This is a genomic window from uncultured Reyranella sp., from assembly GCF_945957355.1.
Taxonomy (GTDB): domain Bacteria; phylum Pseudomonadota; class Alphaproteobacteria; order Reyranellales; family Reyranellaceae; genus Reyranella.
Map to the genome: position 1 here is coordinate 97356 of NZ_CAMFKM010000009.1, position 25133 is coordinate 122488.

At 66.3% G+C, this 25133-nt stretch carries 23 protein-coding genes; 8 read left to right on the forward strand and 15 right to left on the reverse strand.

Annotated elements, in window-relative coordinates; translation table 11 throughout:
• Window position 1: 1 nt before the first annotated feature.
• Complete coding sequence (gene phnD, locus Q0Q48_RS16095; RefSeq protein ID WP_295139656.1) at window positions 2-877, reverse strand: phosphonate ABC transporter substrate-binding protein; 876 nt, start codon at window positions 875-877, stop codon at window positions 2-4.
• 33 nt (window positions 878-910) lie between these two features.
• A complete protein-coding gene (psrA, locus tag Q0Q48_RS16100; RefSeq protein WP_295139658.1) occupies window positions 911-2023 on the reverse strand; it encodes an iron-containing alcohol dehydrogenase PsrA in 1113 nt (370 codons plus the stop codon).
• A 116-nt stretch (window positions 2024-2139) separates the two neighbouring features.
• Here psrA and Q0Q48_RS16105 point away from each other — a divergent pair, with 116 nt between their 5' ends.
• Window positions 2140-3051 carry a LysR substrate-binding domain-containing protein gene (locus tag Q0Q48_RS16105; protein WP_295139660.1) on the forward strand — a complete coding sequence of 304 codons (912 nt, stop codon included), beginning with the start codon at window positions 2140-2142 and terminating at the stop codon, window positions 3049-3051.
• On the opposite strand, the gene Q0Q48_RS16110 is transcribed toward Q0Q48_RS16105, so the two are convergent.
• From Q0Q48_RS16110 to Q0Q48_RS16150, 9 genes are read right to left on the reverse strand one after another with little or no spacing between them, the layout of a single operon-like run.
• Window positions 3005-3763, reverse strand: coding sequence for an SDR family oxidoreductase (locus tag Q0Q48_RS16110; RefSeq protein WP_295139662.1), 759 nt, complete (start codon window positions 3761-3763; stop codon window positions 3005-3007). The genes Q0Q48_RS16105 and Q0Q48_RS16110 overlap by 47 nt on opposite strands.
• Window positions 3764-3791: 28 nt before the next feature.
• Window positions 3792-4592 carry an SDR family NAD(P)-dependent oxidoreductase gene (locus Q0Q48_RS16115; protein WP_295139664.1) on the reverse strand — a complete coding sequence of 267 codons (801 nt, stop codon included), beginning with the start codon at window positions 4590-4592 and terminating at the stop codon, window positions 3792-3794.
• Between the two features lies 1 nt (window position 4593).
• A complete protein-coding gene (locus Q0Q48_RS16120) occupies window positions 4594-5148 on the reverse strand; it encodes a carboxymuconolactone decarboxylase family protein (protein WP_295139666.1) in 555 nt (184 codons plus the stop codon).
• Window positions 5149-5169: 21 nt separating this feature from the next.
• On the reverse strand, window positions 5170-5988 hold the full coding sequence (locus Q0Q48_RS16125) for an SDR family oxidoreductase (protein ID WP_295139669.1): 819 nt from the start codon (window positions 5986-5988) through the stop codon (window positions 5170-5172).
• A 9-nt stretch (window positions 5989-5997) separates the two neighbouring features.
• Window positions 5998-6834 (reverse strand): SMP-30/gluconolactonase/LRE family protein, encoded by an 837-nt coding sequence (locus tag Q0Q48_RS16130; protein WP_295139671.1) that lies wholly within the window; start codon window positions 6832-6834, stop codon window positions 5998-6000.
• Window positions 6831-7712, reverse strand: coding sequence for an MBL fold metallo-hydrolase (locus tag Q0Q48_RS16135; RefSeq protein WP_295139673.1), 882 nt, complete (start codon window positions 7710-7712; stop codon window positions 6831-6833). The genes Q0Q48_RS16130 and Q0Q48_RS16135 overlap by 4 nt, the downstream gene beginning before the upstream one ends.
• Window positions 7713-7726: 14 nt before the next feature.
• Window positions 7727-8839, reverse strand: a complete 1113-nt coding sequence (locus Q0Q48_RS16140) for an S-(hydroxymethyl)glutathione dehydrogenase/class III alcohol dehydrogenase (RefSeq protein WP_295139676.1) — start codon at window positions 8837-8839, stop codon at window positions 7727-7729.
• 57 nt (window positions 8840-8896) lie between these two features.
• The gene (locus Q0Q48_RS16145) at window positions 8897-9877 is read right to left on the reverse strand and encodes a nitronate monooxygenase family protein (protein WP_295139678.1); all 981 of its coding nucleotides are present in this window, start codon (window positions 9875-9877) and stop codon (window positions 8897-8899) included.
• A 3-nt stretch (window positions 9878-9880) separates the two neighbouring features.
• The gene (locus Q0Q48_RS16150) at window positions 9881-12220 is read right to left on the reverse strand and encodes a CoA transferase (protein ID WP_295139680.1); all 2340 of its coding nucleotides are present in this window, start codon (window positions 12218-12220) and stop codon (window positions 9881-9883) included.
• Between the two features lie 77 nt (window positions 12221-12297).
• On the opposite strand from Q0Q48_RS16150, the gene Q0Q48_RS16155 reads away from it, so the two are divergent.
• Window positions 12298-13512, forward strand: a complete 1215-nt coding sequence (locus tag Q0Q48_RS16155) for an LLM class flavin-dependent oxidoreductase (RefSeq protein WP_295139681.1) — start codon at window positions 12298-12300, stop codon at window positions 13510-13512.
• Window positions 13513-13515: 3 nt separating this feature from the next.
• Window positions 13516-14094 carry a class I SAM-dependent methyltransferase gene (locus Q0Q48_RS16160; RefSeq protein ID WP_295139683.1) on the forward strand — a complete coding sequence of 193 codons (579 nt, stop codon included), beginning with the start codon at window positions 13516-13518 and terminating at the stop codon, window positions 14092-14094.
• Here the strand turns inward: Q0Q48_RS16160 and Q0Q48_RS16165 are convergent.
• Window positions 14091-14903 (reverse strand): metal-dependent hydrolase, encoded by an 813-nt coding sequence (locus Q0Q48_RS16165; protein WP_295139684.1) that lies wholly within the window; start codon window positions 14901-14903, stop codon window positions 14091-14093. The two genes, Q0Q48_RS16160 and Q0Q48_RS16165, sit on opposite strands and share 4 nt — an antisense overlap.
• Before the next feature lie 128 nt (window positions 14904-15031).
• Here Q0Q48_RS16165 and Q0Q48_RS16170 point away from each other — a divergent pair, with 128 nt between their 5' ends.
• Window positions 15032-16204: a thiolase domain-containing protein gene (locus Q0Q48_RS16170; protein ID WP_295139686.1), complete on the forward strand. Its 1173-nt coding sequence runs from the start codon at window positions 15032-15034 to the stop codon at window positions 16202-16204.
• 3 nt (window positions 16205-16207) lie between these two features.
• Complete coding sequence (locus tag Q0Q48_RS16175) at window positions 16208-16603, forward strand: Zn-ribbon domain-containing OB-fold protein (protein WP_295139688.1); 396 nt, start codon at window positions 16208-16210, stop codon at window positions 16601-16603.
• Here the strand turns inward: Q0Q48_RS16175 and Q0Q48_RS16180 are convergent.
• The 3 genes from Q0Q48_RS16180 to Q0Q48_RS16190 form a co-directional block, all read right to left on the reverse strand.
• Entirely contained in the window at window positions 16590-18050 is a 1461-nt protein-coding gene (locus tag Q0Q48_RS16180) for a bifunctional 3-(3-hydroxy-phenyl)propionate/3-hydroxycinnamic acid hydroxylase (protein WP_295139690.1), read from the reverse strand. The two genes, Q0Q48_RS16175 and Q0Q48_RS16180, sit on opposite strands and share 14 nt — an antisense overlap.
• A 111-nt stretch (window positions 18051-18161) precedes the next feature.
• A complete protein-coding gene (locus Q0Q48_RS16185; RefSeq protein WP_295139692.1) occupies window positions 18162-19415 on the reverse strand; it encodes an SGNH/GDSL hydrolase family protein in 1254 nt (417 codons plus the stop codon).
• A 58-nt stretch (window positions 19416-19473) separates the two neighbouring features.
• The gene (locus Q0Q48_RS16190; RefSeq protein ID WP_295139694.1) at window positions 19474-21810 is read right to left on the reverse strand and encodes a xanthine dehydrogenase family protein molybdopterin-binding subunit; all 2337 of its coding nucleotides are present in this window, start codon (window positions 21808-21810) and stop codon (window positions 19474-19476) included.
• A gap of 79 nt (window positions 21811-21889) precedes the next feature.
• Here Q0Q48_RS16190 and Q0Q48_RS16195 point away from each other — a divergent pair, with 79 nt between their 5' ends.
• The 3 genes from Q0Q48_RS16195 to Q0Q48_RS16205 are packed head-to-tail and all read left to right on the forward strand — an operon-like array spanning window position 21890 to window position 25124.
• Complete coding sequence (locus Q0Q48_RS16195) at window positions 21890-23587, forward strand: hydantoinase B/oxoprolinase family protein (protein WP_295139696.1); 1698 nt, start codon at window positions 21890-21892, stop codon at window positions 23585-23587.
• Complete coding sequence (locus tag Q0Q48_RS16200; RefSeq protein ID WP_295139698.1) at window positions 23584-24111, forward strand: hypothetical protein; 528 nt, start codon at window positions 23584-23586, stop codon at window positions 24109-24111. Before Q0Q48_RS16195 ends, Q0Q48_RS16200 begins: the two co-directional genes overlap by 4 nt.
• Window positions 24108-25124 carry an asparaginase gene (locus tag Q0Q48_RS16205; RefSeq protein ID WP_295139700.1) on the forward strand — a complete coding sequence of 339 codons (1017 nt, stop codon included), beginning with the start codon at window positions 24108-24110 and terminating at the stop codon, window positions 25122-25124. Before Q0Q48_RS16200 ends, Q0Q48_RS16205 begins: the two co-directional genes overlap by 4 nt.
• Window positions 25125-25133 lie beyond the last annotated feature (9 nt).

Genomic DNA, 25133 nt, shown 5'->3' on the forward strand with positions numbered 1-25133 from the left:
GCTACTTCTGCTTCTTGAGATCGATGTTCGCGAGCTTCGCGGTCTCGCGGACGATGTCGTAGGCCTGGTCGTTGGTTTCCTTGAAGCCGTTCAGCTTGCCCTGGTCGGACCAGTTCAGATCCTTGATCGAGAGGAAGGCGGCCTTCACCTTGGCCTTCGTTTCCGGCGACAGATCCTTGCGCCAGACCATCGGCGATTCCGGAATCGGCGGCGATTCCCACACCACCTGGATCTGGTCGGCCTTGATGTGGCCCTTGGCGATGGCGGCATCGAGGATGCGGTCGGCGATTGTCGCGGCATCGACCTTGCCGTTGGCCACGGCCAGCGCGTTGGCGTCGTGCGCGCCGGTGAAGATCACCGTTTTGAAATCGCGCTTGGGCTCGATGCCCGCCTTGAGCAGGCCCGCCAGCGGGAAGGCATAGCCCGAGGTCGAGGCCGGGTCGACGAAAGCGAAGTTCTTGCCCTTGAGATCGTCGAGCGTTTTGATGCCGCTCGATTTCAGGGCGATGATCTTGGAGTGATAGTAAGTGCGGCCGGCCTTGGCAGTCTCGGCGATCGCGAAGGCCTCGACCGGCGTCACGGTGGTGGCCAGCACGTAGGAGAAGGGCCCGAGATAGGCGATGTCGAGATGCTTGGCGCGCAGCGCCTCGATGACGCCGTTATAGTCGGTGGCGACGAAGCCCTGGACCTTCATCCCGGAGTTCTTCTCGACGGCGTCGAGGATGTCCTTGCTTTGCGCGAGCATCGCCCGCGAGTCCTCGGAGGGGATCAGGCCGACCTTCAGGACCTGCTGGGCCTGGGCGGTGCCGAAGGGTCCACCGGCCAGCAGCGAGCCCGCGGTGAGAAGCCCGAAATCGCGACGCGTCATCCTCGTCATTTGCTTCCTCCATATTTTCTTTTCTTTGACTGACTAAGCGGCCATTTCGGCCAACAGCGCCTCCCGGCGTCCGATGAAGTTGCGCCCGCGGTCCCCCGCCAGCGCGTCGTCGACAAGACGCGACCAGTCGCGGGCGGCGATGCCGTGTGCCGTGGCATCCGGCGAGATGCCGAGTTTCGTAAGGAATGCCTCGAGCCGCGCGGCACCTGCACCAAGGTCGTTGCCGAAGATGCGTCGCAGCGAGGCGTCGCAGGCGGCGTCGCAGCCGGCCACGGCGCGCATCACCATGGGCAGGCTGAACGAGCAGGCGATGCCGTGCGGCACGCCATGGTGCAGAGTCAGATGATAGGACAGCGAATGTGCGAGCGCGGTGCGGGTGTTCGAGAAGGCGAGGCCCGCGAACAGGCTGGCGCGCGCCAGGCGCGTGCGCAGCGCTTCGTTCGTGAGATCGTCAGCCAGCAGCGGCAGGGCCTCGATCACCTCGCGCGCGGCAACCTCTGCCAGCGAACTCGACACGGGATTGGCATTGACGTTCCAGATGCTTTCGAGCGCATGGCTGAGCGCATCGAGTCCGGTGCTGATTGTGATCGCGCGCGGCAGGCCGAGCGTCAGCAGCGGATCGACCAAGGCGGCCTCGGGATAGAGCGTCTCGCGGGCCAGCGAGTATTTCTTCATCGCCTGCGTGTCCCACACCGTGGCCCAGGAGGTCACCTCGCTGCCGGTGCCCGCGGTGGTGGGAACGGCGATGATCGGTGTCCGCCCCAGCGCCTCGCCATCCCGGCCGGTGGCGAGGTGCCGTCTCACCACCTCGAAGTCGCCCGACGCGGCAGCCAGGACCTTGGCGGCATCCATCACCGAGCCGCCGCCCAGCGCCACGATCGCCTCGACGGGACGCGTCGCCGCGGCATAGGCCCGGCAGGACTCCGTGAGGCCGACGAAATCGGGATTGGGCCCGATATTGCCCACTGTCACGGCCGGGGCGCCGGCCTGGCCGACGACGCGGCGCGCGAGATCGGCGAAGACCCCACCGCCATTGGCGTCGTCGTAGGTGACGAGACAATAGGCCCGGCCGGCCAGCACCTTGCCCAGCGTCTCGAAGACGCCGGCGCCGAACTTCACGTCGACCGGATTACGGTAGCGCCACATCCGCGCGTCACTCCCATGGCTCACTGGCATTGCCTTGTCGGCTTTTGACAATCCTCCGGCCGTTACTCACATTTATCCAATTCAAACATTCTCGGATTGGCATTGAGAAAATCAATATGCGGCACACGCAGCTCCGCTCCTTCCATGCCGTGGCACAGCGCCTGAGCTTCACCGCCGCCGCGCGCGAACTGGGCGTCAGCCAGCCCACCATCACCACACAGGTGAAGTCGCTGGAACAGGAATTCGGCGTCGAGCTGTTCGTGCGACGGGGCCGGCGTATCGAACTCACCGAGACCGGCAGCGGCCTTCTGGACATCGCGCGCCGCCTGTTCGCCGACGAGAAGGAGGCGGCCGACTATCTCAACGAGACGCGCGGCCTCAAGACCGGGCATCTCCGTGTCGGCGCCGTCGGTCCCTATCACGTCACTGACATGCTGGCGGCCTTCAATGCGCGCCATCCCGGCCTCTACGTGTCGGTCACCGTCGGCAACTCACGCGACACGCTGCGCGACCTGCTGGACTATCGCACCGACGTGGCGGTGCTGGCCCATGTCGATCCCGATCCACGGCTGGTCGCCATCCCCTATCGCCGCCACAGGGTGATTGCCTTCTGCCATGTCGATCATCCCTTCGCACAGCGGCGCAGCCTGCGCGCGCGCGACATGGAGGGACAGCGGCTGGTCGTGCGCGAGGCGGGCTCGACGACGCGCCGCGCCTTCGACCAGGCGATGCGTGAGGCCGATGTGCGGCCCAAGGTCGTGATGGAGATCGGCAGCCGCGAATCGATCCGTGAGGCGGTCGCCAAGGGGATCGGCATGGGCGTGGTGTCGGAGGCGGAGTTCATTCCCGACCCGCGCATCCGGCCGTTACCGATCGCAGATGCGGAGATTTTCACCTACGCGCACGTCGTGCACCTGAAGGAGCGGCAGAATGCGCGCCTCGTGCGCGCCTTCCTTCAGGTCCTGGCCGGGTTGCTGCCGGTCAGTTCGCCATCCAGCCGCCGTCGACCATCAAGTTCTCGCCGGTGATGAACGTCGCCTCGTCCGAGGCGAGGAACAGGGCGGCATTGGCCACGTCCTCGGAGCGGCCGAGCCGCGGCAGCGGCGTGCGGGCATGGGAATAGTCGATCCAGCGCGGCTCGATCGCGCGGCCGGTCTTGCCGGTCAGGATTTTTCCCGGCGCCACTGCGTTGCAGATGATGCTGTCGCGTCCGTAGTCCGAGGCGATCTGGCGCGTGATGTAGACGACCGCCGACTTCGAGACGCCATAGGAGAAGTCCTCGGGCGACGAGATCATGCCGTGCTGCGAGGAGATGTTGACGATGCGCCCCCGCGCCTCGTTGCGGATCTCCTGGGTCAGCATCCGGCGCACCGCCGCCCTGCACATCAGGAAGACGCCGGTGACGTTCACCTCCATCACCCGGTTCCATTCCTCGAGGTTGGTGTCGGTGAGCTTCTTCGCCGATCGGATGGCGGCGTCGTTGACTACGATATCGAGCCGGCCGGTCGGCAGGGCCGCCCGGCGCACCGCCTCCTCGACGTCCGTCTCGTTTGACACGTCACCCTGGAAGAAGGGCACGTCCAGGATCCTGTGTGTCGGTTCGCCGCCTTCGACGACGGCCTCCGTGATGTCCATTAGCAGAAGGGTCGCCCCTTCCGCGTGGAACTTCCTGGCGATGGCACGGCCGATGCCCGAGGAGGCACCGGTGATGAGGGCAGTCTTGCCGGCAAGTCGGTTCATGGCGCTGGCCGACGCAAGGTTCGTGCCTCTAGCCGCGCCGGACGCTGGCGCCACCGTCGACCGGCAGGGTCACGCCGGTGATGAAGCTCGCCTCGTCGGACGCGAGGAAGAGGGCGGCGTTGGCGACGTCCCAGCCGGTACCCATCTTCTTTCGCAGCGGCACCTTGGAATCGCGCTCGGCTTCGACCTCGGCGCGGCTCTTCTTGAAGGTTCGGGCGCGCGTGTCGACCGCCATGGGCGTGTTCATCAACCCGGGCAGGATGACGTTGGCGCGGATGCCGTATTGCGCGTTCTGGTACGCGAGCTGCTCGGTGAAGGACACCATCGCCGCCTTGGTCGCCTTGTAGGCGACGTAGGGATAGGTGGTGATGACGGCCATCGACGAGATGTTGATGATCACGCCGCTCTGCTGCGCGCGCATGATCGGAAGCACGTGCTTCGCCGCGAAGATGCAGCTCTTGAGGTTGATCGCGGTGCAGCGATCGAAGGCTTCCTCGGTGATGTCGAGAAGTTCGGCATCGCCGCCCGACAGCGAGACGCCGACATTGTTGTGCAGGATGTCGACCCGGCCCCAGCGCGCGTGCGTCTCGTCGACCATGGCCTTGAGGTCGGCGCCCCTGGTCACGTCGGCCTTGAAGGCGACCGCCGTGCCCTGGTTCGCACCGATCATCTCGACGGTCTCCTTCGCCGAGTCGAGATTGTGATCGACGCAGAGCACCTTGGCGCCCTCGCGCGCGAAGGTGAGGGCGGTGGCACGGCCGTTGCCCATGCCTTCACCGGGGCTCTGGCCGGCGCCGACGACGATGGCGACGCGATCTTTCAGGCGCATGTCACTTCACTCCCGGCAGCGGATACTGCTTCAGCACTTCCTTGTATTGCGGCTCGTTGTCGATCTGCATGGTGGCGAGCACGCGGACGACGGCGCAGTAGAAGGCGATGGTGAGCACCAGGTCGGTCATGTGCTCGTCGGACAGGTCCTTCTTTATCTCGGCGAAGGTCGCGTCGGACATGCCCAGGTCCTTCACCATCTCGCGTGCACCCCTGAGGATCGCTTTGGCGAGCGGCTCGAGCTGCGAAGGCTTGCCCTCGGTCTCGGCCATCAGCCCCTTGATGTCCTCGACGGTAACGCCGAACTCCTTGCCGATCTTCACGTGATGAGTGAATTCGTATTCGGACTTCTCCAGCCAGCCGACCTGCAGGATGGCGAGCTCGCGCAGGCGGGGATCGAGTTTGCTCTTGAAGCGGATGTAGCCGCCCAAGCCGCTGAAGGCTCGCGCCATGTCGGGCGAGTTGACCAGCAGCTTGTGAAGGTTGGTGTTGCGCTTGAGCATGTCGCGATACTCGGGCGCGACCTGGTCGGGCTCGAGATAGGGCAGGCGGGCCATCTTGTTTTTCTCCCTTTGGATTCAGTGATCTTGCGAATCGCGTTCCGGGCCCTGCAGCGTCACGCCGCCATCGACGACCAGGACCTGGCCGGTGACGTAGCGGGCGTGGTTGCTCAGCAGGAAGCGCACCGCGTGGCCCACGTCCCAGCCCGTGCCCTCGGTCTTGAGAACGGAGGCCTTGGCGCGCTGGGCACGCGCAGCCTCGCTCATGCCGTTGCCGCGGGCATAGACCATCGGCGTGTAGACCGGGCCGGGACAGATGCAGTTCACGCGGATGCCGTCGCGGCCATGGTCGACCGCCATCGCCTGGGTGAGGCCGATCACGGCGGCCTTCGACGTCGTGTAGGTGGTGAGGCCGCGCGGCCGCAGCGCCGAGATCGAGGAGATGTTGACGATCGAGCCGCCCTTGGCGGTCTTGATCATGGCGGGGATCGCGTGCCTGGAGAGCAGGAACATCGTCTCGACGTTCACCTGCATCACACGACGGAATTCCTCGGGCTTTTCCTCGACCACCGAGCCGCGGCTGCCGATGCCGATATTGTTGTCGAGGAAATCGAGCCGGCCCCAGCGGTCGACCGCGGCGTCGACCAGCCGTTTGCACTCCGCCTCCTGCGTCATGTCGCCGGCATGAGCCGCCGCATGGCCACCCTCGGCCAGGATCATCTCGACGGTGCGCTGCGCAAGCTTGATGTCCCTGTCGGCCACCAGTACGCGGGTACCGGCACGGGCGAGCAGGATCGCCGCGGCCCGTCCGTTGCCGATACCGTCGCCGGCTGCGCCGCCGCCCGAAATGATCGCCACCTTGCCGGTCAGCCCGGCATCGTCTTCGGGACCTTTCACGAATTCCTCCTAGGGCAGGCCGGCGCCGGGTACGTCGACGCGCATCGTCTCGATGCGGCCGTCCTTCTTGGCGGCGATGGCCGGTCCACTGCCGCTGTTGGTCACGACGAACAGGGTCCGGCGGTCGCGGCCACCCAACATGCACGCATAGGCGGCGCGTTCGCCGAGATCGAGATCGTGAGTGACCTTGCCGCCTTCGAGCACGCGGATCATGCGGTGGGTGAAGGCACCGGTGACCCAGATGCCGCCCTCGGCATCGAGGCAGATCCCGTCGGGATTGCAGGTCGGCGTCTCCGCCCAGACGCGCCGGTTGGAGAGCGTGCCGTCGTCCGCGATGTCGAAAGCCGTGAGCCGCTTGGCGAAGGTCTCGCCGATGATCATTGTCCTGCCGTCGGGCGTGATGACGGTGCCGTTGGGGAACATGAGCTCGTCGGCCGCGTGGACCGAGCCATCGAGATCGACGCGCGCCAGCACCGCGGCGCGCGGCTTCTCGCCCGCGTGCCGGTCGAAGCCGAAATTGCCGACATAGGCGCGTCCCTTGGCGTCGACGACCATGTCGTTGCACAGGCCGGTCGCGATCGTGCCCAGCTCGGCCTCGACCGAGAGCTTGCCGTTCGTGAAGCGCATCAGCCGGCGGTCGGTCATGCTGACAATCAACATCGTACCGTCGGGCCGCCAGCCCAGGCCCGAGGGGCGTCCGGGCACCTCGACGATCGTCTCGGCCTTGCCGCTCTCGTCGACGGTGCGCACCTGGTGGACATAGAAGTCCGAGAAATAGAGCCGGTCGTCCCGCCAGCGCGGGCCTTCACCGAAGGAGAGGCCGTCAAGCAGCGGTTCGAGCTTCATGGGCGATCCCAGTCGATCCTGAAGGAATTGCCCTCGGGCTTGATGTAGCCCGCATTGGCGCCGGGAAAGTGGGCGGGGCAGAGCAGCGCATTGCTCTCGACGCAATCCTCCAGCAGCTTGCGGCGCGAGATGGCCGACATCGCCTGGTCCCAGCAGAACTGGCTCGACCAGTCGGGGTGATAGACCTGGATCGGGTGATGCATGATGTCGCCCGAGAAGCAGGCCTGCCGGCCCCGGTCCTTCAGGTTGATGGCGATCGAGCCCGGCGTGTGGCCAGGATAGTCCCGGAGGGTGAGCAGCGGGTCGGGCTGGTGATCGCTCTCGATCATCACTGCCTTGCCGGCCTCGACGACCGGCAGCACCGAATCATCGAACGAGCCGTCGTTCACCTTGCCTTCGCCTTGTGACTTCCGCTCGCTTTCCCAGTGCGCGTATTCGCGCTTGGCGAAGAGATACTTCGCGTTGGGAAAGGTCGGCACCCAGCGTCCGTTCTCCAACTTCGTGTTCCAGCCGACATGATCGACATGCAGGTGCGTGCACATCACGAAGTCGACGGACTCCGCAGGGCAGCCGCAGGCCTTCAGCCGGTCGAGGAACGGCGTGTCGAGGTTGTTCCAGCCGGGATTGTGGCGCTGCTTGTGATTGCCGAGACAGGTGTCGATCAGGATCGTGTGCTTCGGAGTCCTGACGATCCAGGTGTGGACCGAGCCGATCAGCCGGTCGCTACCCTCCTGTACGTGCTCCGGCACCATCCAACTTTTCTGGGCGTCGAAGGCTTCCTGGTCGAACTTCGGGAACATGCGACCGGGCTTGAAGCCAGGACCGCAGATCTCCTCGACCTTCTGGATGGTGGCGTTTCCGATGGCTCTGACGGCCAATTTTCCCTCCCGCGCTAGAACGTGACGACGCTGCGGATCGACTCGCCCTTGTGCATCAGGTCGAACGCGTCGTTGATCTTCTCGACCGGCATCGTGTGGGTGATCAGCGAGTCGATGTCGATCTTGCCATCCATGTACCAGTCGACGATCTTCGGCACGTCGCGGCGGCCCTTGGCGCCGCCGAATGCGGTGCCCATCCAGGTGCGGCCGGTGACCAGCTGGAACGGGCGCGTGGCGATCTCCTGGCCGGCGCCGGCGACGCCGATGATGACCGACTTGCCCCAGCCGCGGTGGCAGCATTCCAGCGCCTGGCGCATCAGCTTGGTGTTGCCGACGCATTCGAAACTGTAATCCGCGCCGCCGTCTGTCAGCTCTACGAGATGCGCGACCAGGTCCTTGTCGCCGAGTTCCTTCGGATTGACGAAGTGCGTCATGCCGAACTTGCGGCCGAGGGCCTCGCGGGCCGGGTTGAGATCGACACCGACGATCATGTTGGCGCCGACCATGCGCGCGCCCTGCAGCACGTTGAGGCCAATGCCGCCGAGCCCGAACACCACGACGTTGGCGCCGGCCTCGACCTTGGCGGTATTGATGACGGCGCCGATGCCGGTCGTCACGCCGCAGCCGATGTAGCAGACCTTGTCGAACGGTGCGTCGGGGCGGATCTTCGCCAGCGCGATCTCGGGCAGCACCGTGTAGTTCGAGAAGGTCGAGCAGCCCATGTAGTGATGGATCTTCCGGCCCTTGATCGAGAAGCGCGAGGTGCCGTCGGGCATCACGCCCTGTCCCTGCGTCGCGCGGATCGAGGTGCAGAGGTTGGTCTTGCCCGAGATGCAGGATTTGCACTGGCGGCATTCCGGCGTGTAGAGCGGGATCACGTGGTCGCCCTTCTTCAGCGACACGATGCCCGGCCCGACATCGACCACGACGCCCGCGCCCTCATGGCCGAAGATCACCGGGAACAGGCCCTCGGGATCGCCGCCGGACCGGGTGAACTCGTCGGTGTGGCAGACACCCGACGCCTTGATCTCGACCAGGACCTCGCCAAACTTCGGCCCTTCGAGGTCGACGGTCTCGATCTCGAGGTTTTTGCCGGCCTCGAAACACACGGCTGCCTTTGTCTTCACGCGGATACCCCCTCGAAACTCTGGAGCCGAAACCTAGAGCAGGGGGCCGCCCACCGTCTACGCTGCGACGCGACCGGCGAGCGTGCGCGCCATTTCAGCCTTCGCCTCGCGATACTGGCTGACGAGGCGTCTGACGAGGTCGGCGGCAGCCGGGATGTCCTCGATGTTCCCCACGCCGTGACCCGCCGTGTAGATGTCCTTCCAGCGCTTCTTGTTCTCCTGGGCGCCGACGATCTTGCCAGGCAGGGTCGTGCGCAGCACGTCGAGGTCGATTCCGGCGGCCAGAAGGCTGGGCGTCAGCCAGTTGGCCGGAGCGCCGTCGATCGAGGCGGTGAGGAACACGTCGGTCGCGCGCGTGCCCAGGATCATGTCCTTGTGTGCCTGCGCCGCCATCGCCTCCTGGGTCGCGATGAAACGCGTGCCGATATAGGCGAGGTCGGCGCCCATCGCCTCGGCCGCGAACACGTCGCGGCCCGTCGTCTGGCCGCCGGCCAGCACCACCGCAAAACTGTCGCCCAGCTGGCGTACCTCGTTCATCAGCGCGAAGGGGTTGATGGTGCCGGTATGGCCGCCGGCGCCGCCGGCCACCGCGATCACGCCGTCGACGCCAGCTTCCAGCGCCTTTTCGGCGTGGCGCCGGTTGGCGATATCGTGGAGGGCGACGGCGCCCCAGCCATGGATGCGCTTGATGGCCTCGCCCGGCGCTCCCTTCGAGGTGAGTACCACCGGCACCTTGTACTTCTCGACCAGTTCGAGGTCGCCCTGGTAGCGCGGGTTCGAGGCATGGACGACGAGGTTGACGGCCCAGGGCGCGGGCTTCTTCCCGGCATCCTCCAGCCGCTTCATCCCCTCGACCATCTCGTCGAGCCAACCCTGGAACTCCTCGCGGCTGCGTGTGCCATGGGCGGGGAAGCTGCCCATCAGGCCCTCGCCGCAGCAGGCCAGGGTCAGCGCGGGATTGGAGACCAGGAACATCGGAGCGGCGATGGCGGGGATCGCCATGCGCTCCATCAACTTGTGCACTTCAGCGCGCGGCATGGATCAAACCTCTCCGATGGTGGGCGTGGTCGAGGTCACGCCGCTGTCGTTCAACTGTTTCAGGCGGGCATCGTCGCAGCCCAGCAGTTCGCGCAACACCTCGGCGGTGTGCTGGCCGAGATCGGGCGCCGGCCGCTCGATGGCGAGACCCGCGCCGTCGAGCCGGTAGGGCAGGCCTTTCACGAGTCCGCCGTTCTCGTCGCGTACCAGGGTGACGCCCTGCAATTCAGCGTCGAGAAGGAGATCATTGCCATCGAGGCATGGCGCGGCGGCGATGCCCTTGGCGAGCAGCGCGGCCAGCGCGGCGTCGCGCTCCTTGCCGGCGCAGAAGGCCGCCATCGACGGATCGGAGCTTTCGAGCGTGACGGCCAGCCATTTGCCGTCAGCGCACTCGTAGGCGTCCTGCTGGGCGACGCCGACTTCCGTGTTGCCGCGCGGTTCCAGCCGGTGACGCGAATCGGCCGAAGCCGCGAGAATTTCCTCGCCCAGGGTGAACGACGCGACCTCGCGCTGGGAGAAGTCGAGGAAGGCGCCCTTGCCGGTGCGGCGCGCTTCGGTGACGGCGGCAATGACGATGCCGGTGGCGAACAACGACACGATCTGGTCGGGGTAGTTCACGTCCATGCCCGAGATGCGCGGCGTCTCGCCCTCATAGCCGGTCAGCGAGGCGATGCCCGACGTGGCGTCGAGCGTGCTGCCGAACGAGACGTTCATGCGCTCGGGTCCAGTGTCACCCTGGCTGGAGATGGCGGCGAACACCAGGCGCGGGTTGATGGTGCTCAGATCCTTGTAGCCGAGGCCGGCGCGATCGAGCACGCCGCGGCGAAAATTCTCGACGACGACGTCGCAGTGCGCGGCGAGTTCGCGGATCACGCGCTGGCCCTCGGGATCCTTGAGGTTCAGCGCCAGCCCGCGCTTGTTGCGGTTGGTGAAGCGGAACTGCGGCGAGCGGTTCCACCAGCCCTCGTCATTGTCGGTCTTGCCGACGACGCGGAAGGGGTCGAGATAGGCGCCGGATTCGATCTTGATCACATCGGCGCCGAGATCGGCCAGCATCGCCGAGGTGTTCGCGCCCGCGGTCAGCAGCCCGAAGTCGAGCACGCGGATACCGGCAAGGGGACGTTCATTCTCCTCCCCATTCCAATGGGGAGGTGTCGCTGTCTTCAGCGACGGAGGGCGCATGGTCTGCGAGCGACCGTTCCTGCCCCCTCCGCCCTCGTATGACGAGAGCACCTCCCCATTTGAATGGGGAGGCGGAAGAGGCGGCGCCGGACGCGGCGCGAAGGAGCGGCCGTTCCATTGTACGGGCAGTTGCGGCAGGCGCAGCTTGCCCTCCGTCGGATGCATCATGTCGGCGAGGAAACCACGCGCCACATACTGCTCGGTCTGTAGCAACTCGGCTGGCGAGAAGATCGGGCCGAAGGGCACGCCCTTGGCCTGCGCCGTCTTCTGGATCTCCTCGCGCGTCTTGTCGGCGAACCATGGCGCGAGCACCGCATAGAGTTCGGCGATGTTCTGGCGTCGCCCGGCGCGGGTGGCGAACTTCGGGTCGTCGAGCCTTTGATCGCCGATCAGGGCGCGTGTCGCTGGCCACTGGGTCACGGTGTAGACCACCGCCACATGTCCGTCGCGGCAGGGCAGAACCTGGAATTCCGAGTTCTTCCCCTCGCGCCCTGGCGACGTGCCCGATGCGGCGGCGCCCGATGCGGCCTTCCAATTCACCCACTGCATCACTTCAGCAAGCGACACCCGAACCGAAGGTGCGGCCCGGCCGGCGTCGCGCGCGGCGAGCGCCGACATGAGGCCGGTGAAGGCGGTGAGCCCTGCCGGATAGGAAGCCTGATGACCGCCGAGCTTCAGCGGCTTGCGCGCGGGCTCGCCCACCATGTGCATCAGTCCGCCCAGCGCCTGGATCGCCAGCTCGCTGACGGGCCGCCACGCCGCTTCCATCTCGACCGGGAAGGCCGCGATCTCGATGGGCGTCGCCTTGCCCGTGCGCAATATCGGCGCGACGGAAGTCGGCTCCTCGAACAGCACGGCGTCGGCCCCGTCGACCACGGCGGCGAGTGCCGTGCGGCCGGCTTCGCTCGAGAGATCGAGCGTCAGCGAGCGCTTCGACGTGTTGAGGAATTGGAACAGCGCGCTTCCGCCCTGCGGCAGCAAAGGCGGCGCGCGGCGCACCGGATCCGCTCCGGGCGGCTCGATCTTGAGCACGTCGGCACCGAGATCGGCCGCGATCTTCGCTGCAAGCGATATCGCCAAACGCAGGCAGAGCGGCACATTCGCGTCGTTCACCTCGACGATCCTGAAGCGCGCCAGCGGGAGGGAAGCGGTCTCCATCATCGTCGGATGATCTGCGCAAGCCAGTGCTGCGGTCAACGTCGCGCACATGCTACCGTCGCGCGTGACGGAGGACTTCAATGGCACAGACCGGTAATCATAAAGGACTAACGTTCGGCATCTTCCTGGCGCCGTTCCATCGTGTCGGCGAGAACCCGACTCTCTCGATGGCACGCGACATGGAGCTGATCGAGTGGATCGACGAACTGGGCTACGACGAAGCCTGGATCGGCGAGCATCATTCCGCCGGGTGGGAGACCATCGCGTCGCCGGAAGTCTTCATCGGCGCCGCCATCGAGCGCACGCGCTACATCCGCCTCGGCTCGGGCGTGACCAGCCTGCCGTATCACCACCCGCTGATGGTCGCGAACCGCTTCGTGCAGCTCGACCACATGTCGCGCGGCCGCACGATGCTGGGCTGCGGTCCCGGCGCGCTGCCGTCCGACGCCTACATGATGGGCATCGATCCCTCGACGCAGCGACCGCGCATGGAGGAGGCGCTGGAGGCGATCATGCGCCTGCTCGAATGCAAGGAGCCGGTCACGATGAAGACCGACTGGTTCGAGCTGAAGGAAGCGCGGCTGCATCTCGCGCCCTACAGCTATCCGCATTTCCCGATCGCCTGCGCCAGCACCATCACCCCCTCGGGCATGATCGCGGCCGGCAAGCACGGGCTCGGTGTCCTGTCGATCGGCGCCGGAATTCCCGGCGGGCCGGAAATGCTCGGCAAGCAGTGGGGCATCTACGAGGAGACTGCGGCCAAGCACGGCAAGACGGCGGACCGCGGCAAGTGGCGGGTGGTGGTGAACTGCCATGTGACGGAGGACGACGAGCAGGCGTTGCGCGAAGTCCATGCCGGCGAGCGCCGCGAGACCATGACCTATTTCGAGGATACGCTCGGCCGCCCGCCGGGCCGCGCCGACGATCCGCTGCGCGACGGCGTGAAGATGGGGACGACCCTGGTCGGTAGCCCGGATACGGTGGCCAAGGGCATCGAGCGTCTGCTGGGCTTCTCCAACGGCGGCTTCGGTGGCGTCCTGTTCCGCGCCCACGAATGGGCGACGCGCGAGCAGACCCTGCGGTCCTACGAGCTGTTCGCGCGCTACGTCATGCCGCGCTTCCAGGGGTCGCTCGACACCATCGTCAACTCGAACCAGTGGGCCAAGGACAACCGCAAGGGCATCTTCGGACCCAACGTCGCCGCGGTGAAGAAAGCCTTCACCGACGCCGGCCGCGAGGCCCCCGAGGAGTTCCGCGCCCGCACGCCCGGCGCGCGCGACGTGACCGGCGACTGAGACTTGGCGGTCGATCAATGGCTGGCGCGCTGGCTGCCGCTCATCGCCGAACGGGCAGGGGGGCAGCCAGTGCTGGAGCTGGGATGTGGAGGCGGACGCGATACCGCCACGCTCGCCGCTGCGGGGCATCGCGTCGTCGCGATCGAATTGTCACCCGAAGCGGTCGCACGCGCGCGGGAGCGCGTGCCCTCGGTTCAAATTCATTGCCAGGATATTCGCGCACCATTTCCGCTTGCTGAGCGCAGCGTCGGTGTCGTCGTTGCCAGCCTGTCGCTGCACTACTTCGACTGGTCGGAAACCATTGCACTGGCCAGACGAGTGCACGAGGTCCTGAAGCCCGACGGCGTGCTGCTGTGCCGGCTCAATTCGACCAACGATCACCATTTCGGGGCCAGCGGCCATCCGGAAATCGAAAAGGATTTCTATCTCGTCGACGGCACGCCCAAGCGCTTCTTCGATCGCAATGCCGTCGATCGTCTGTTTGCACATGGCTGGCGGATGCTCGCCATCGAGGAGAAGGTGATCGACCGGTACGATCGACCCAAGTCGGTATGGGAAGCCGTCCTCGAACGAAGCGACTAGAACTGCTTCTTCGTGCCAGGCACGGCGTCGATCACCTCGATCGACGACTGGCCCAGAGCCGCCTTGTATTCCGCAGGTGTGCCCCGCAGGAACGGGTTGCTGGCATAGTGCATGGGCCACGCCATTTTGGGCTTGATCAGCTCCTTGGTGGCATAGGCCGCCGCCTTCGGGTCCATCACGTAGTGGCCGCCGATCGGGATCAGCACGAGGTCGGGCTTGTAGTATTCGCCGATCAGCTTCATGTCGCCGAACAGGCCGGTGTCGCCCATGTGGTAGATCTTGAAGCCGTTCTCCAGCTCGATGATGAAGCCACAGGGCTCGCCGGCGGCGAAACTCGTGTCCTTGCCCGTGGCCGGGTCCTTCAGGATCATTTCGGAAGAGTGGTCGGCGTGGACCATGGTGATCTTGACGCCGGGGAAGGGCTCGATCGTGCCACCCTTGCTCATGCGAGGCACGAGGTTGGCGGGCATCAGGCCGAGCGTGGCCAGCGTCTGGTTGAGGCCGGCCGGCGCCCAGAGCGGCACGTTGTTCCTCCTGGAGATCTCCATCGCGTCGCCCAGGTGGTCGCCATGGCCGTGCGTCACGAGGATCAGGTCGACCTTGCCGATCTTGTCGAGGTCCTTCAGCTCCGGCGGGATCCTGGTGGCGCCCATGATCCAGGGGTCGATCATGATGACCTTGCCGCTCTGGGTTGTGAGCTTGAAGGCGGCCTGGCTGTACCACAGCAGCTCAGCCTTGCCCTGGGCCTGTGCGGCCCCGGCAAGACAAACCACAGCCGCCAGAGTTGCGAAAAGAAGACGGAAGACCATGTGGCGTCGCTCCCCGTTCGTTTCGCAGAGCCTAGCATCATTCTTCGCTGCGAAAGTGCGCACTTTCCTGTGAGGCTCCGATCGCCCACCATGTGCGCTGCACAATGACCTAGGGGGATGGCTCGCCGATGAGCATCAAGGGCAAGGCCTATATCGCTGGAATCTACGAGCATCCGACGCGGCTCGCGAAGGACATCTCGCTGGCCCAGATCCATGCGCAGTGCGCCAAGGGCGCATTGGAGGATGCGGGCCTCACGAAGGACGATGTCGACGGCTACTTCTGCGCCGGCGATGCGCCGGGCCTCGGCCCGATGTCCATGGTCGAGTACATGGGGCTCAAGGTTCGCCACGTCGATTCGACCGATACCGGCGGCTCCTCCTACGTGCTCCATGTCGGTCACGCCGCCGAGGCGATCGCCGCGGGCAAATGCAAGGTGGCCCTGATCACCCTGGCCGGCCGTCCGCGCGCCGAGGGCATGGCGACCGGCACGGTACCGCGCAGTCGCGGCGGCACGCCGACACCCGACGATCCGTTCGAATTCCCCTACGGCCCGACGGTCGTGAACATGTACGCCAACTGCGCGATGCGTCACATGTACGAGTTCGGCACGACCTCCGAGCAGCTCGCCTGGATCAAGGTCGCAGCCTCGCACCACGCACAGTACAATCCGCATGCCCTGCTCAAGGACGTGGTCACGGTCGAGGAGGTCGTGAACTCACCGATGATCTCCGATCCGCTGCACAGGCTGGACTGCTGCGTCATCACCGACGGTGGCGGCGCCATCGTCGTCGTGGCGCCGGAGATCGCGGCCACACTCAAGCGGCCGAAGGTCAAGCTGCTGGGATCGTCGGAGTTCATCAAGACGCAGATGGGCGGCAAGGTCGATCTGACCTACTCGGGCGCGCGCTTTACCGGCCCGGCGGCCTTCGCCGAGGCGGGCGTGAAGCCCTCCGACATGAAGTACGCCTCGATCTACGACAGCTTCACCATTACGGTGCTGATGCAGCTCGAGGATCTCGGCTTCTGCGAGAAGGGCAAGGGCGGCGCCTTCGTGGCCGACGGCAACCTGATCTCGGGCATCGGCAAGCTGCCGTTCAACACCGATGGCGGCGGCCTGTGCAACAATCATCCCGCCAATCGTGGCGGCCTCACCAAGGTGCTGGAGGCCGTGCGTCAGTTGCGCGGTGAGGCGCATCCGAAGGTGCAGGTGAAGAACTGCGATCTGGCCATCGCGCACGGTACGGGCGGCTCGCTCGGCCTGCGCCACGGCAGCGCGACCGTCATTCTGGAGAGGGAGTAGATCATGTCCGAGACCAAGGAGCGCAAGCTGCCGCCTCCCGCCATCAGCGAGGAGACGCAGGCCTATTGGGATGCCGCGGGCAAAGGCAAGCTGCTGGTACGCAAGTGCACGAGCTGCGGCCAGGCGCACCACTATCCGCGCACGATCTGCCCGTTCTGCTTCAGCGACAAGACCGAATGGGTCGAGGCGTCGGGCAAGGGCACGATCTATTCCTACAGCGTAATGCGCCGCGCACCGGTGCCCTACGCAATCGGCTACGTCACCCTGGCCGAAGGCCCGCGCATGCTGACAAACATCGTCGACTGCGACTTCGACAAGCTGAAGTGCGATCAGGCAGTGACGGTCACCTTCAAGCCGACCGACGGCGGCCCACCGCTGCCGATGTTCACGCCAGCCTGACGCCCGGTGGCGGGAGACTCTGGCGAGCCTCCCGCATTCCTTTCCAATCCATGGCGGATCGAAGGTGTGTCTCCAGATCCGCCCGGTTGCCGGCGAGAGCGAAAACATAGCGATCCGGGCGCAGGATCACAGCGCTTGCTCCGTGACGCGCCAGCCAGTCGGCCGCAACGCCCGGCAGCAGGGCGGCTGAGGTTTCAAGGCCCGCAAGAAGCTCGGCATTGCCCACGATTGCGAAGCGCTGGCCGATGACCTCGTCCATAAGTCGTCCGTCGGCAAGACGCGGCTGCGGGAAGATCGCGCCGACAGGTGGCGGCGCGTCGGTGCGGCATCCCGGCCCGAGTTGCGGCTGCGGGAAGTCGAACATCTGCGCACCGGCAGTGAAGCGCGCGTCACGCGCCGTGGCGGCGGCGGGATCGGTCTCCTGCAGCACGGCGCCGAGCTTCACCGCGAGCTCGATGAAGGCGCGGACATGCGGCAGGCGCTCGCTCTCATAGGTGTCGAGCAGCGACTCGGGCGCGCCTTGGCGCAGCACGGTGGCGAGCTTCCAGGCGAGGTTGCTGGCGTCGCGCATCCCCGCGCACATGCCCTGGCCGAGGAAGGGCGGCGTCTGGTGACAGGCATCCCCCGCCAGCAGCAGCTTTCCCCGGCGCCAGCCCTCCTGCACGACCGAATGGAAGGTGTAGACGGCGGCGCGCTCGATCCGCGCGTCGTCGGGCCCGACCCAGCGCGCCATCATCGGCCAGAATATGTCCGGGTCGGCCATTCGCTCCGGATCGTCGCCCGGCATCAGCATGATCTCCCAGCGGCGCCGCGCACCGCCGACATGCACGACCGTCATCGGCCGCGCCGGATCGCAGAGCTGGACGGTGTGGTCGGGCAGCGCCTTTACCCGCGGCGAGTCGGGATTGCACAGCAGGTCGACCACCAGCCACGGCTGGTGGAGGCCGAGGTCGCCCTGCCGGCTGCCGATCGCGCGGCGCACCAGCGAGCGTGCGCCGTCGCATCCGACGATGTAGCGGGCGTCGAGCTCGTCCATGTCGGCGATCTCGCGACCGAGATGGACCGTCACGTTCGGGAAGCGCGCGACGCCGGCGCGCAGGATTTCTTCGAGCTCCGGTTGGTGAAAATACCAGTTACCCGCCCAGCCGTGCGGCCCAGGTCCGTCGGTGCCGCGCCGAACCATCAAGGTTTGGCCGTAGGCATTGACGAAGTGCATGCCCTTCGACGAGGCCCGCGCCGTCGCGGCGATCTTCTCCGCCAGCCCGACCGACTGGAAGATCCGCATCACCTCGCCGTCGAAATGCACCGCGCGCGGCAGCGCATAGATCGCCGTGCCGCGCTCGTAAACGGCGACCGACAGCCCAGCCTGGCCCAGCAGGTTTGCCAGTAGCGCGCCAACCGGGCCGTAACCCAGGATGGCGACGTCCGGAGATAGCGCGGAAGTCACCGCGCCGGGTTAGCGCAGCGACTTCAGCCTGTCGAGGCATAGGGCCTCGTTCTGCTCTTGGGCCGTCGCCGCCGTAGCTCATGCCGGCCTGACGCTCGTTGGCGGGAGGCTCTAACGGGCCTCCCGCAATTTCTCGAGCGCCGCAGCGAGGCGCTTGGCGGCGATCTCGGTCCCGAGTTCGGTCCAGTGGCCGTCGGACACGCGATAGGTTCCCGGCACCCCCTTGAGGTCGTCCGTCAGGTCGACGACCGTCACGCCTTGGGCCTCCAATTCGCGACGCAACAGGCGGTGCTTGGCTTCGTTCTGGCGCGGGTAGCTCATGTAGCGTGGCCACGGACTCCAGAAGTCGGCATAGCTCGGATCCACCAGGCCCACCGGCGCCATGGCGACCAGGAACTTGATGCCGCGTTCGCGCGCAAGATCGCGGGCGCCGAGCAGCCAGGTCAGAGTCGAGGCGACCTGATCCTTGTTCAACGATTGCTCGATCTCATCGGGCGTCACCGGCACCGTCCAGGTGGCGGTCTCCCAGTCGACCATGCTGGCGAGCCACCAAGCCTGAATGTATTCCTCGTCGCGGTCGCGCGGCTCGAGCCGGTCCCAGAATTTGTCGCCACCGCGCGACAGGATTTCGCGAATCACCTTCTCGTCTTTGTCCGGGAAGTAGTAGGTCTTGATCAGCCGGACCATGGCGTCGAGGCGGTCGGCACGCGGCAGCTTGATGATCTTCTGCGCCTCTTCCGGGGGGGCCTTGTTGCCGCGACCGAACTCCGAGAGGCCGAGCCGATTCACGAGCAGCCAAGTCAGGCGGGGCGCCACCGCCCCGAGCCACGACGGCTGCGGCCGCTCCGCGATGGGAGGCGGGATGCGCCACGGCGAAAGGGAGTCCGACACGAAATCGTTGCCGGCGTAGAACATCAGGACGAGCGCATCGGGTTGCAGCGACAGCGCGATGTTACGGATGCGATAGTAGTATTGCGGCGGTCCCGTTGCCGAGATGCCGAGGCTCATCACCTCCCAGTCGCGATGGCCCTCCGCCAGCCAGATCTCCTCGAGCCGCGCGCCGACCGATTTCTCGACGAAGGCCCCTTCGAGGAAGCTGTCGCCGACTAGCACGGTGCGGGAAATGCCGGCCGGCTTTTGCGGCGGATGCTCGCGGTCACGCAGGCCCCAGCTGTTGTACGTCGGGACCGCCTGCGCGCCGCTGAGCGTGCTCGCGACGGCGGCATTGGACACCTCGATCGGTCGCAAATCACGCGCCGGCCACGGAGGCACGACGAACGCGCTCAGGGCCTCCAGGCCCGCCACCGTGATCGCGACGAGCAGGGCCGAGAACACACCCCAGAACCAGAAACGTCTATGCTTCATAGGGCTAGCTCATAACCGATCGGGCATGCTCCTCCAACGGGTGCCGTTCTCCGCTCGGCTAGCCGTTCAGCGCCGCCCAGACCCGTTCGGGCGTCGCCGGCATGTTGATGTGCTTGCCGCCCAGCGCGTCGGAGATGGCGTTCATCACCGACGGCAGCGAGCCCGCGCAGCCGGCCTCGCCGCAGCCCTTGGCGCCCAGCACGTTCGTCTTGGCCGGCACCGAGTGATAGTCGATCTTGAACGACGGCGCGTCGCCGGCCCGTGGGATTGCATAGTCGGTGAAGCTACCGGTCAGCGGTTGTCCTTCCTCGCTGTAGACGACGTGCTCGAAGATCGCCTGGCTGATGCCCTGAACCACGCCGCCATGGCTCTGGCCCTCGACCAGCAGCGGATTGATGACCGTGCCGAAGTCGCCGACCATCGTGTACTTCACGACCTCGACATGGCCAGTGTCGGGGTCGATCTCGACCTCCGCCACGTGGGTGCCGTTGGGATAGGCCGACGGCGCCGCCTCGTGGACGTGGCTGACATCGAGCGTGGTGGGCACGCCTTCGGGCAGCTTCATGCCGCTGCGCAGCCTGGCTGCCAGCTCCAGGATTCCGATGCCGCGGTCGGTGCCGACGATCTCGAAACGGCCGAGCTTGAACTCGATGTCGGCGGCCGAGGCTTCGAGCGCGACGCCCGCGATCTCCTTGCCCTTCTCGATCACCTTGTCGGAGGCTTCCATGATCGCCGCGCCCGACGCCATGATCGACTTGGAGCCGCCGGTGCCGCCGCCGGCGATCAGCAGGTCGCTGTCGCCCTGTTTCAGTTTGATCTTGTTGAACGGGATGCCGAGCTTCGAGGTCAGCACCTGAGCGAACGCTGACCAATGCCCCTGACCATAATCCAGTGTGCCGGTGATGATCGTGACGTCGCCATTCTCCTCGAAGCGCAGGCCGCCCATCTCGTTCGTGGGCGGCGCGGTCACTTCGAGATAGTCGCCGATGCCCAGCCCGCGCAGCCTGCCGCGCTTCCTGCTTTCTTCCTTGCGGGCAGCGAAGCCTGCCACGTCCGCCAGCTCCAGCGCCTTGTCGAGCAGTACCGTGAACTCGCCGCTGTCGTAGACCGTGCCCGACGCCGTCTTGTAGGGCATCTCCTCGGGCTTGATGTGATTGCGGCGGCGCATCTCCACCTGGTCGATTCCCATCTCGCGGGCGGCGGTGGTGATCAGGCGCTCCATGAAGTAGTTGGCCTCGGGCCGGCCGGCGCCGCGATAGGCGCCGATTGGCGAGGTGTGGGTGAAGGCCACTTTGGTCTGCACTTCGATCAAGGGCGTGCGGTAGACCGCGGCGAGATTGCGCGAGACTCCCAGCGCGCCCATGGCCGCGCCGACATTCGAGAGGTAGGCGCCGAGATTGGCATAGCCCTTGAGGCGCACCGCGAGGAAAGTTCCGTCCTTGTCGAGGGCCAGTTCGGCGTCGAAATCGTGGTCGCGGCCGTGCTGGTCGCTGAGGAAGCTGCCGGAGCGATCATCGGTCCATTTCACCGGACGGCCGAGGATCTTGGAGGCGTGGAAGAGGCCGGCATATTCGGGATAGGGCGAGCCCTTCATGCCGAACGAGCCGCCGACATTGCCGGTGACGACGCGCATCTGTGCCGGCTTGATGCCGAGCAGGGCCGCCATCTGGTTCTTGAGGCCGAACACGCCCTGACAGCCTGCATAGAGAGTCGAGCGGTCGGTCTCCTTGTCGTAGTGACCGATCGCCGTGCGCGGCTCCATCGCGCAGACGACGATGCGATTGCTGACGATGTGCAGCTTCGTCACGTGCGCAGCCTTTGCGAAGGCTGCGGCGACCTTGGCACTGTCGCCGAACTGGAAGTCGGCACAGACATTGTCGGGCACGTCGTCGAACACGACGGGAGCGCCGGGCTGGGCGGCCTCGCGCGCATTGGTGACGGAGGGCAGGGGCTCGATGTCGAGCATCACGGCCTCGGCGGCATCCCGCGCCTGTGCCTGGGTCTCGGCGACGACGAAGGCCACCGGGTCGCCGACGAAGCGGACCTTGTCGGTGGCCAGCGAATAGCGCGTCGGCGTCTTCATCTGCGAGCCGTCGCGGTTCGGCACCATCATCACCGTCTTCAGGGCGCCGTAGCCGGCGGTGTTGAGATCGGCGCCAGTCCAGATGCCCAGCACGCCCGGCATCGCGCGGGCCTCTTCGGCGTCGATGCCCTTGAGCAGTCCGTGCGCCACCTGGCTGCGGACCATCACGGCATAGGCCTGGCCGGGGAGGTTGATGTCGTCGGTGTAACGGCCCTGGCCCTGCAGCAGGGTCGGGTCTTCCTGGCGCGGCACGGGCTGGCCGACGCCAAATTTCATCAAATCGAGATTGTCGGCGGCGAGAGGCGCGTTCATGGGAATTCCGCTTCGAAAAGTGGGGGATTTGAACGTCATCATAGCGCAGCAAGGCACGGCCTGTGCTAGTCATTCGGACATGTCGAACCTCGATCCCGTCACCTTGACAGTCATCCAGAACGGCCTGATCCAGGTCTGCAACGAGATGGATCTGGCGTTCGTGCGCGCCGCCTTCTCGCCGGTGATCTCCGAGGGCATGGACCGCTCCGACGGCATCTACGACACCGTCGACGGCTCCCTGATCGCCCAGGGCGAACTCGGCCTGCCGGTTTTCGTCGGGACCATGCAGTTTTCCACCCGCGCGGTGATCGAGAGGGTGAAGACGCACTATGCCGGCAAGGTTGATCCGGGCGACGTGTTCATCGTCAACGATCCGTATCTCGGCGGCACGCATCTGATGGACGTGCGTTTCGTGAAGCCGTTCTTCTACAAGGGCGAGCTGTTCGCCTGGCTGGCCAACACCGGTCACTGGCCGGACGTCGGGGGCATGGTGCCTGGCGGCTTCTCCGCCAGCGCGACCGAGGTCGAGCAGGAAGGACTGCGGCTGCCGCCGGTGAAATTCTTCAAGAAGGGCGAGATGGACCAGGAGATCCTGTCCATCATCCTGTCCAACATCCGCATCGCCGACCAGCGCATCGGCGACATCAAGGCTCAGGCCGCCGCGCTCACGACCGGCGAGGTGCGCCTCACCGAGCTGATCGACCGCTATGGCGCCGACGTCGTGCGCGCGGCGATCGCCGAGATGCGCCACCGCGCCGGACGGCAGATGCGCGCCAAGATCGCCGACATTCCCGATGGCGTGTACGAGGGTACCTCCCAGGTCGACAGCGATGGCGTCGTCGATGAGCCGCTCACCATCCGGATGAAGATCACGAAGAAGGGCGACGAACTCACTTTCGACATGACCGGATCGAGCCCGCCCTGCCGCGGCCCGATGAACAGCGTGATCGCCACGACCAAGTCGGCGATCTACCTCGCCGTGAAGCACGTCTTTCCCGACGTGCCGATCAATGCCGGCACCTTCGAGCCGCTGCGCATCGTCGAACCCGAGGGTACGTTCCTGTACGCGAAGTATCCGCGGCCGGTGTCTGGCTGCGCGGCCGAGGTGAGCCAGCGTATCGCGGAGGCAGTGTTCGCGGCGCTCACCAGGGCGATCCCCGATCTGCTGTTTGCGGCGCCCGCCGGCACGTCCGGCAACCTCGGCGTCGGCGGCTACGATCCGGACCGGAAGCGCAACTACATCATGTATCTGTTCACCGGCGGCGGCTATGGCGGCTTCCAGGGCGGCGACGGCCTCAGCAACGGCTGCTCGACAATCGGTATCTCCAAGATGCCGCCGGTCGAAGTGCTGGAGCAGTTTTACCCCGTGCTGTTCGAGGAGTTCTCGTTGCGCGAAGGCTCCGGCGGCGCCGGAGAGTTCCGCGGCGGCTTCGGCATCAACTACGCCATCAAGCTGCGCCGCGGCGAGGCGCGCGTCTCCATGGTGATGGACCATGGTCGCACCGGCCCGCAGGGCGTGCTGGGTGGGAAGGACGGCGGTACCAACACGGTGCAGGTCGAGCAGGGCGGCCGCACCTATCGTCCGCCGCATCTCTCGAAGGACCAGGACATCGAGATCGGCGTCGGCGACGTGGTGCGCGTTTCAACCCCGGGCGGCGGCGGCTTCGGCGATCCGGCCAGGCGCCATCCGGACGCGGTCGCCCGCGACGTGGCGCGCGGCTACTACACGGCGACGGAAGCCCGCGAGAAGTTCGCAACGGCACGGGCCGCCGAATGACTCACTACAGGCGGTCTTTTCTCTCGCTGCCGGTGGCATTGCTGGCGGCGGAGGCAGCGGCGCAATCGGCCTCGTGGTTTCCGGTCGAGGGTGCCGACAAGTCGTTCTTCGTCGAGATGCCCGGCGCGCCAGTCTACAAGGTGCTCGATACGGTGTCGGCCGGCGGCACGCCCTTTGTCTATCATTCCTACAGTCTCGAATACCGGCGCCTGTCGTTCGTGGCGCAGAGCGCGCTCTTTCCCGCCGATGTCGATGTGCGGCAACCCAAGGCCAACCTGCAATCCGCGCTCGACGATCGCGCGCAACGCCTGGCCGGGGGCAAGTGGACCAACGTCGACTGGAAGACGGTGCAAGGGGCACCGGCCGTCGAATCAACCGGACCGCTGGCGGGTGGCAATGCACTGCGACAGCTCGTCGTGCTGAAGGGCCGCCAATACGTTTCCCTGGGCTATCTCGCGCCGGCCGATGCGCTGCGGGCGCCGGAAGCCGAGCGCTTCTTCCGTTCCCTGAGGCTTTTGTCATGACCCTTCCGCGAATCCAGATCCTGGCCCTTGGCGGCACCATCGCGACGGCGCCGGATGCGTCGGGCGCCATGCAGATGGGACTGGGCGCCGACGATCTGGTCGGCGCGGTGCCTTTGCTGGCCACGCTGGCCGACATTCGCGCGGAGACCGTGTCGCGGGTCGGCAGCCATTCGCTGTCCTTCGACCAGCTCCATGCGCTGGCGAACAAGATCATGGACCTCGATGTCGACGGCGTGGTGGTGACGCAGGGCACCGACACGCTCGAGGAGACGAGCTTCCTGCTTGACCTGCTGGTCGCGCGCGACATCCCGGTGATCGTGACGGCGGCGATGCGCAATCCCGCGCTCACGTCGGCGGACGGGCCGGGCAATCTGCTCGCGGCAGTGCGCGTCGCCTGCGATCCCTGGGTGAAGGCCCATGCGAAGGCGCTGGGCGTCGCCGTCGTGATGCTGGACGAGGTCTACGCAGCGTCCGACGTGCTCAAGATCCATCCGACGCGGCTCAATGCCTTCGCCTCACCGCAGACCGGCCCGCTCGCGGCGCTGGTCGAGGAGAGGGTCGTGCCGCTGTCGCTGCCGGTACGTGCGCCGATCGAGGCGGCGCGCAAGCGGCTGGGCGCGGCATCGGGCCGGGAACAGCCGGTGGCGCTGCTGTGGCTGGGTCTGGACGAGCCGGGCTACATCCTCGAGGCGATGGTCGATCATCGTGACCAGCTCGGCTATCGGGGCGCCGTCGTGGGTGCGATGGGTGGCGGTCACGTTCCCGAACGCATCGCCTCGCTGGTGGGACAGCTGGCCGAGATCATTCCCACCGTCGTATCGCCGCGCGCCGGCGGCGGGCCGCTGCTGCGCCAGACCTATGGCGGACCCAGCTCGGAGATCGCTTTGCGCAAGGCCGGCCTCATCTGGGGCGGCCGGCTCAATCCGCTCAAGGCGCGCGTGCTGCTCCAGACCTGCCTGCGCGCCGGACTGGACAAGGCCGCGATTGCCGAGGTCTTCGAGGCTTTCGGCTAGAGAGGGCGG

Bases quoted from the DNA above. Each gene is read 5' to 3' on its own strand.
- phnD (WP_295139656.1), bottom strand. From the start codon at position 877: ATGACGAGGATGACGCGTCGCGATTTCGGGCTTCTCACCGCGGGCTCG.
- psrA (WP_295139658.1), bottom strand. From the start codon at position 2,023: ATGTGGCGCTACCGTAATCCGGTCGACGTGAAGTTCGGCGCCGGCGTC.
- Q0Q48_RS16105 (WP_295139660.1), top strand. From the start codon at position 2,140: ATGCGGCACACGCAGCTCCGCTCCTTCCATGCCGTGGCACAGCGCCTG.
- Q0Q48_RS16110 (WP_295139662.1), bottom strand. From the start codon at position 3,763: ATGAACCGACTTGCCGGCAAGACTGCCCTCATCACCGGTGCCTCCTCG.
- Q0Q48_RS16115 (WP_295139664.1), bottom strand. From the start codon at position 4,592: ATGCGCCTGAAAGATCGCGTCGCCATCGTCGTCGGCGCCGGCCAGAGC.
- Q0Q48_RS16120 (WP_295139666.1), bottom strand. From the start codon at position 5,148: ATGGCCCGCCTGCCCTATCTCGAGCCCGACCAGGTCGCGCCCGAGTAT.
- Q0Q48_RS16130 (WP_295139671.1), bottom strand. From the start codon at position 6,834: ATGAAGCTCGAACCGCTGCTTGACGGCCTCTCCTTCGGTGAAGGCCCG.
- Q0Q48_RS16145 (WP_295139678.1), bottom strand. From the start codon at position 9,877: ATGCCGCGCGCTGAAGTGCACAAGTTGATGGAGCGCATGGCGATCCCC.
- Q0Q48_RS16150 (WP_295139680.1), bottom strand. From the start codon at position 12,220: ATGATGGAGACCGCTTCCCTCCCGCTGGCGCGCTTCAGGATCGTCGAG.
- Q0Q48_RS16155 (WP_295139681.1), top strand. From the start codon at position 12,298: ATGGCACAGACCGGTAATCATAAAGGACTAACGTTCGGCATCTTCCTG.
- Q0Q48_RS16165 (WP_295139684.1), bottom strand. From the start codon at position 14,903: ATGGTCTTCCGTCTTCTTTTCGCAACTCTGGCGGCTGTGGTTTGTCTT.
- Q0Q48_RS16170 (WP_295139686.1), top strand. From the start codon at position 15,032: ATGAGCATCAAGGGCAAGGCCTATATCGCTGGAATCTACGAGCATCCG.
- Q0Q48_RS16175 (WP_295139688.1), top strand. From the start codon at position 16,208: ATGTCCGAGACCAAGGAGCGCAAGCTGCCGCCTCCCGCCATCAGCGAG.
- Q0Q48_RS16185 (WP_295139692.1), bottom strand. From the start codon at position 19,415: ATGAAGCATAGACGTTTCTGGTTCTGGGGTGTGTTCTCGGCCCTGCTC.
- Q0Q48_RS16190 (WP_295139694.1), bottom strand. From the start codon at position 21,810: ATGAACGCGCCTCTCGCCGCCGACAATCTCGATTTGATGAAATTTGGC.
- Q0Q48_RS16195 (WP_295139696.1), top strand. From the start codon at position 21,890: ATGTCGAACCTCGATCCCGTCACCTTGACAGTCATCCAGAACGGCCTG.
- Q0Q48_RS16200 (WP_295139698.1), top strand. From the start codon at position 23,584: ATGACTCACTACAGGCGGTCTTTTCTCTCGCTGCCGGTGGCATTGCTG.
- Q0Q48_RS16205 (WP_295139700.1), top strand. From the start codon at position 24,108: ATGACCCTTCCGCGAATCCAGATCCTGGCCCTTGGCGGCACCATCGCG.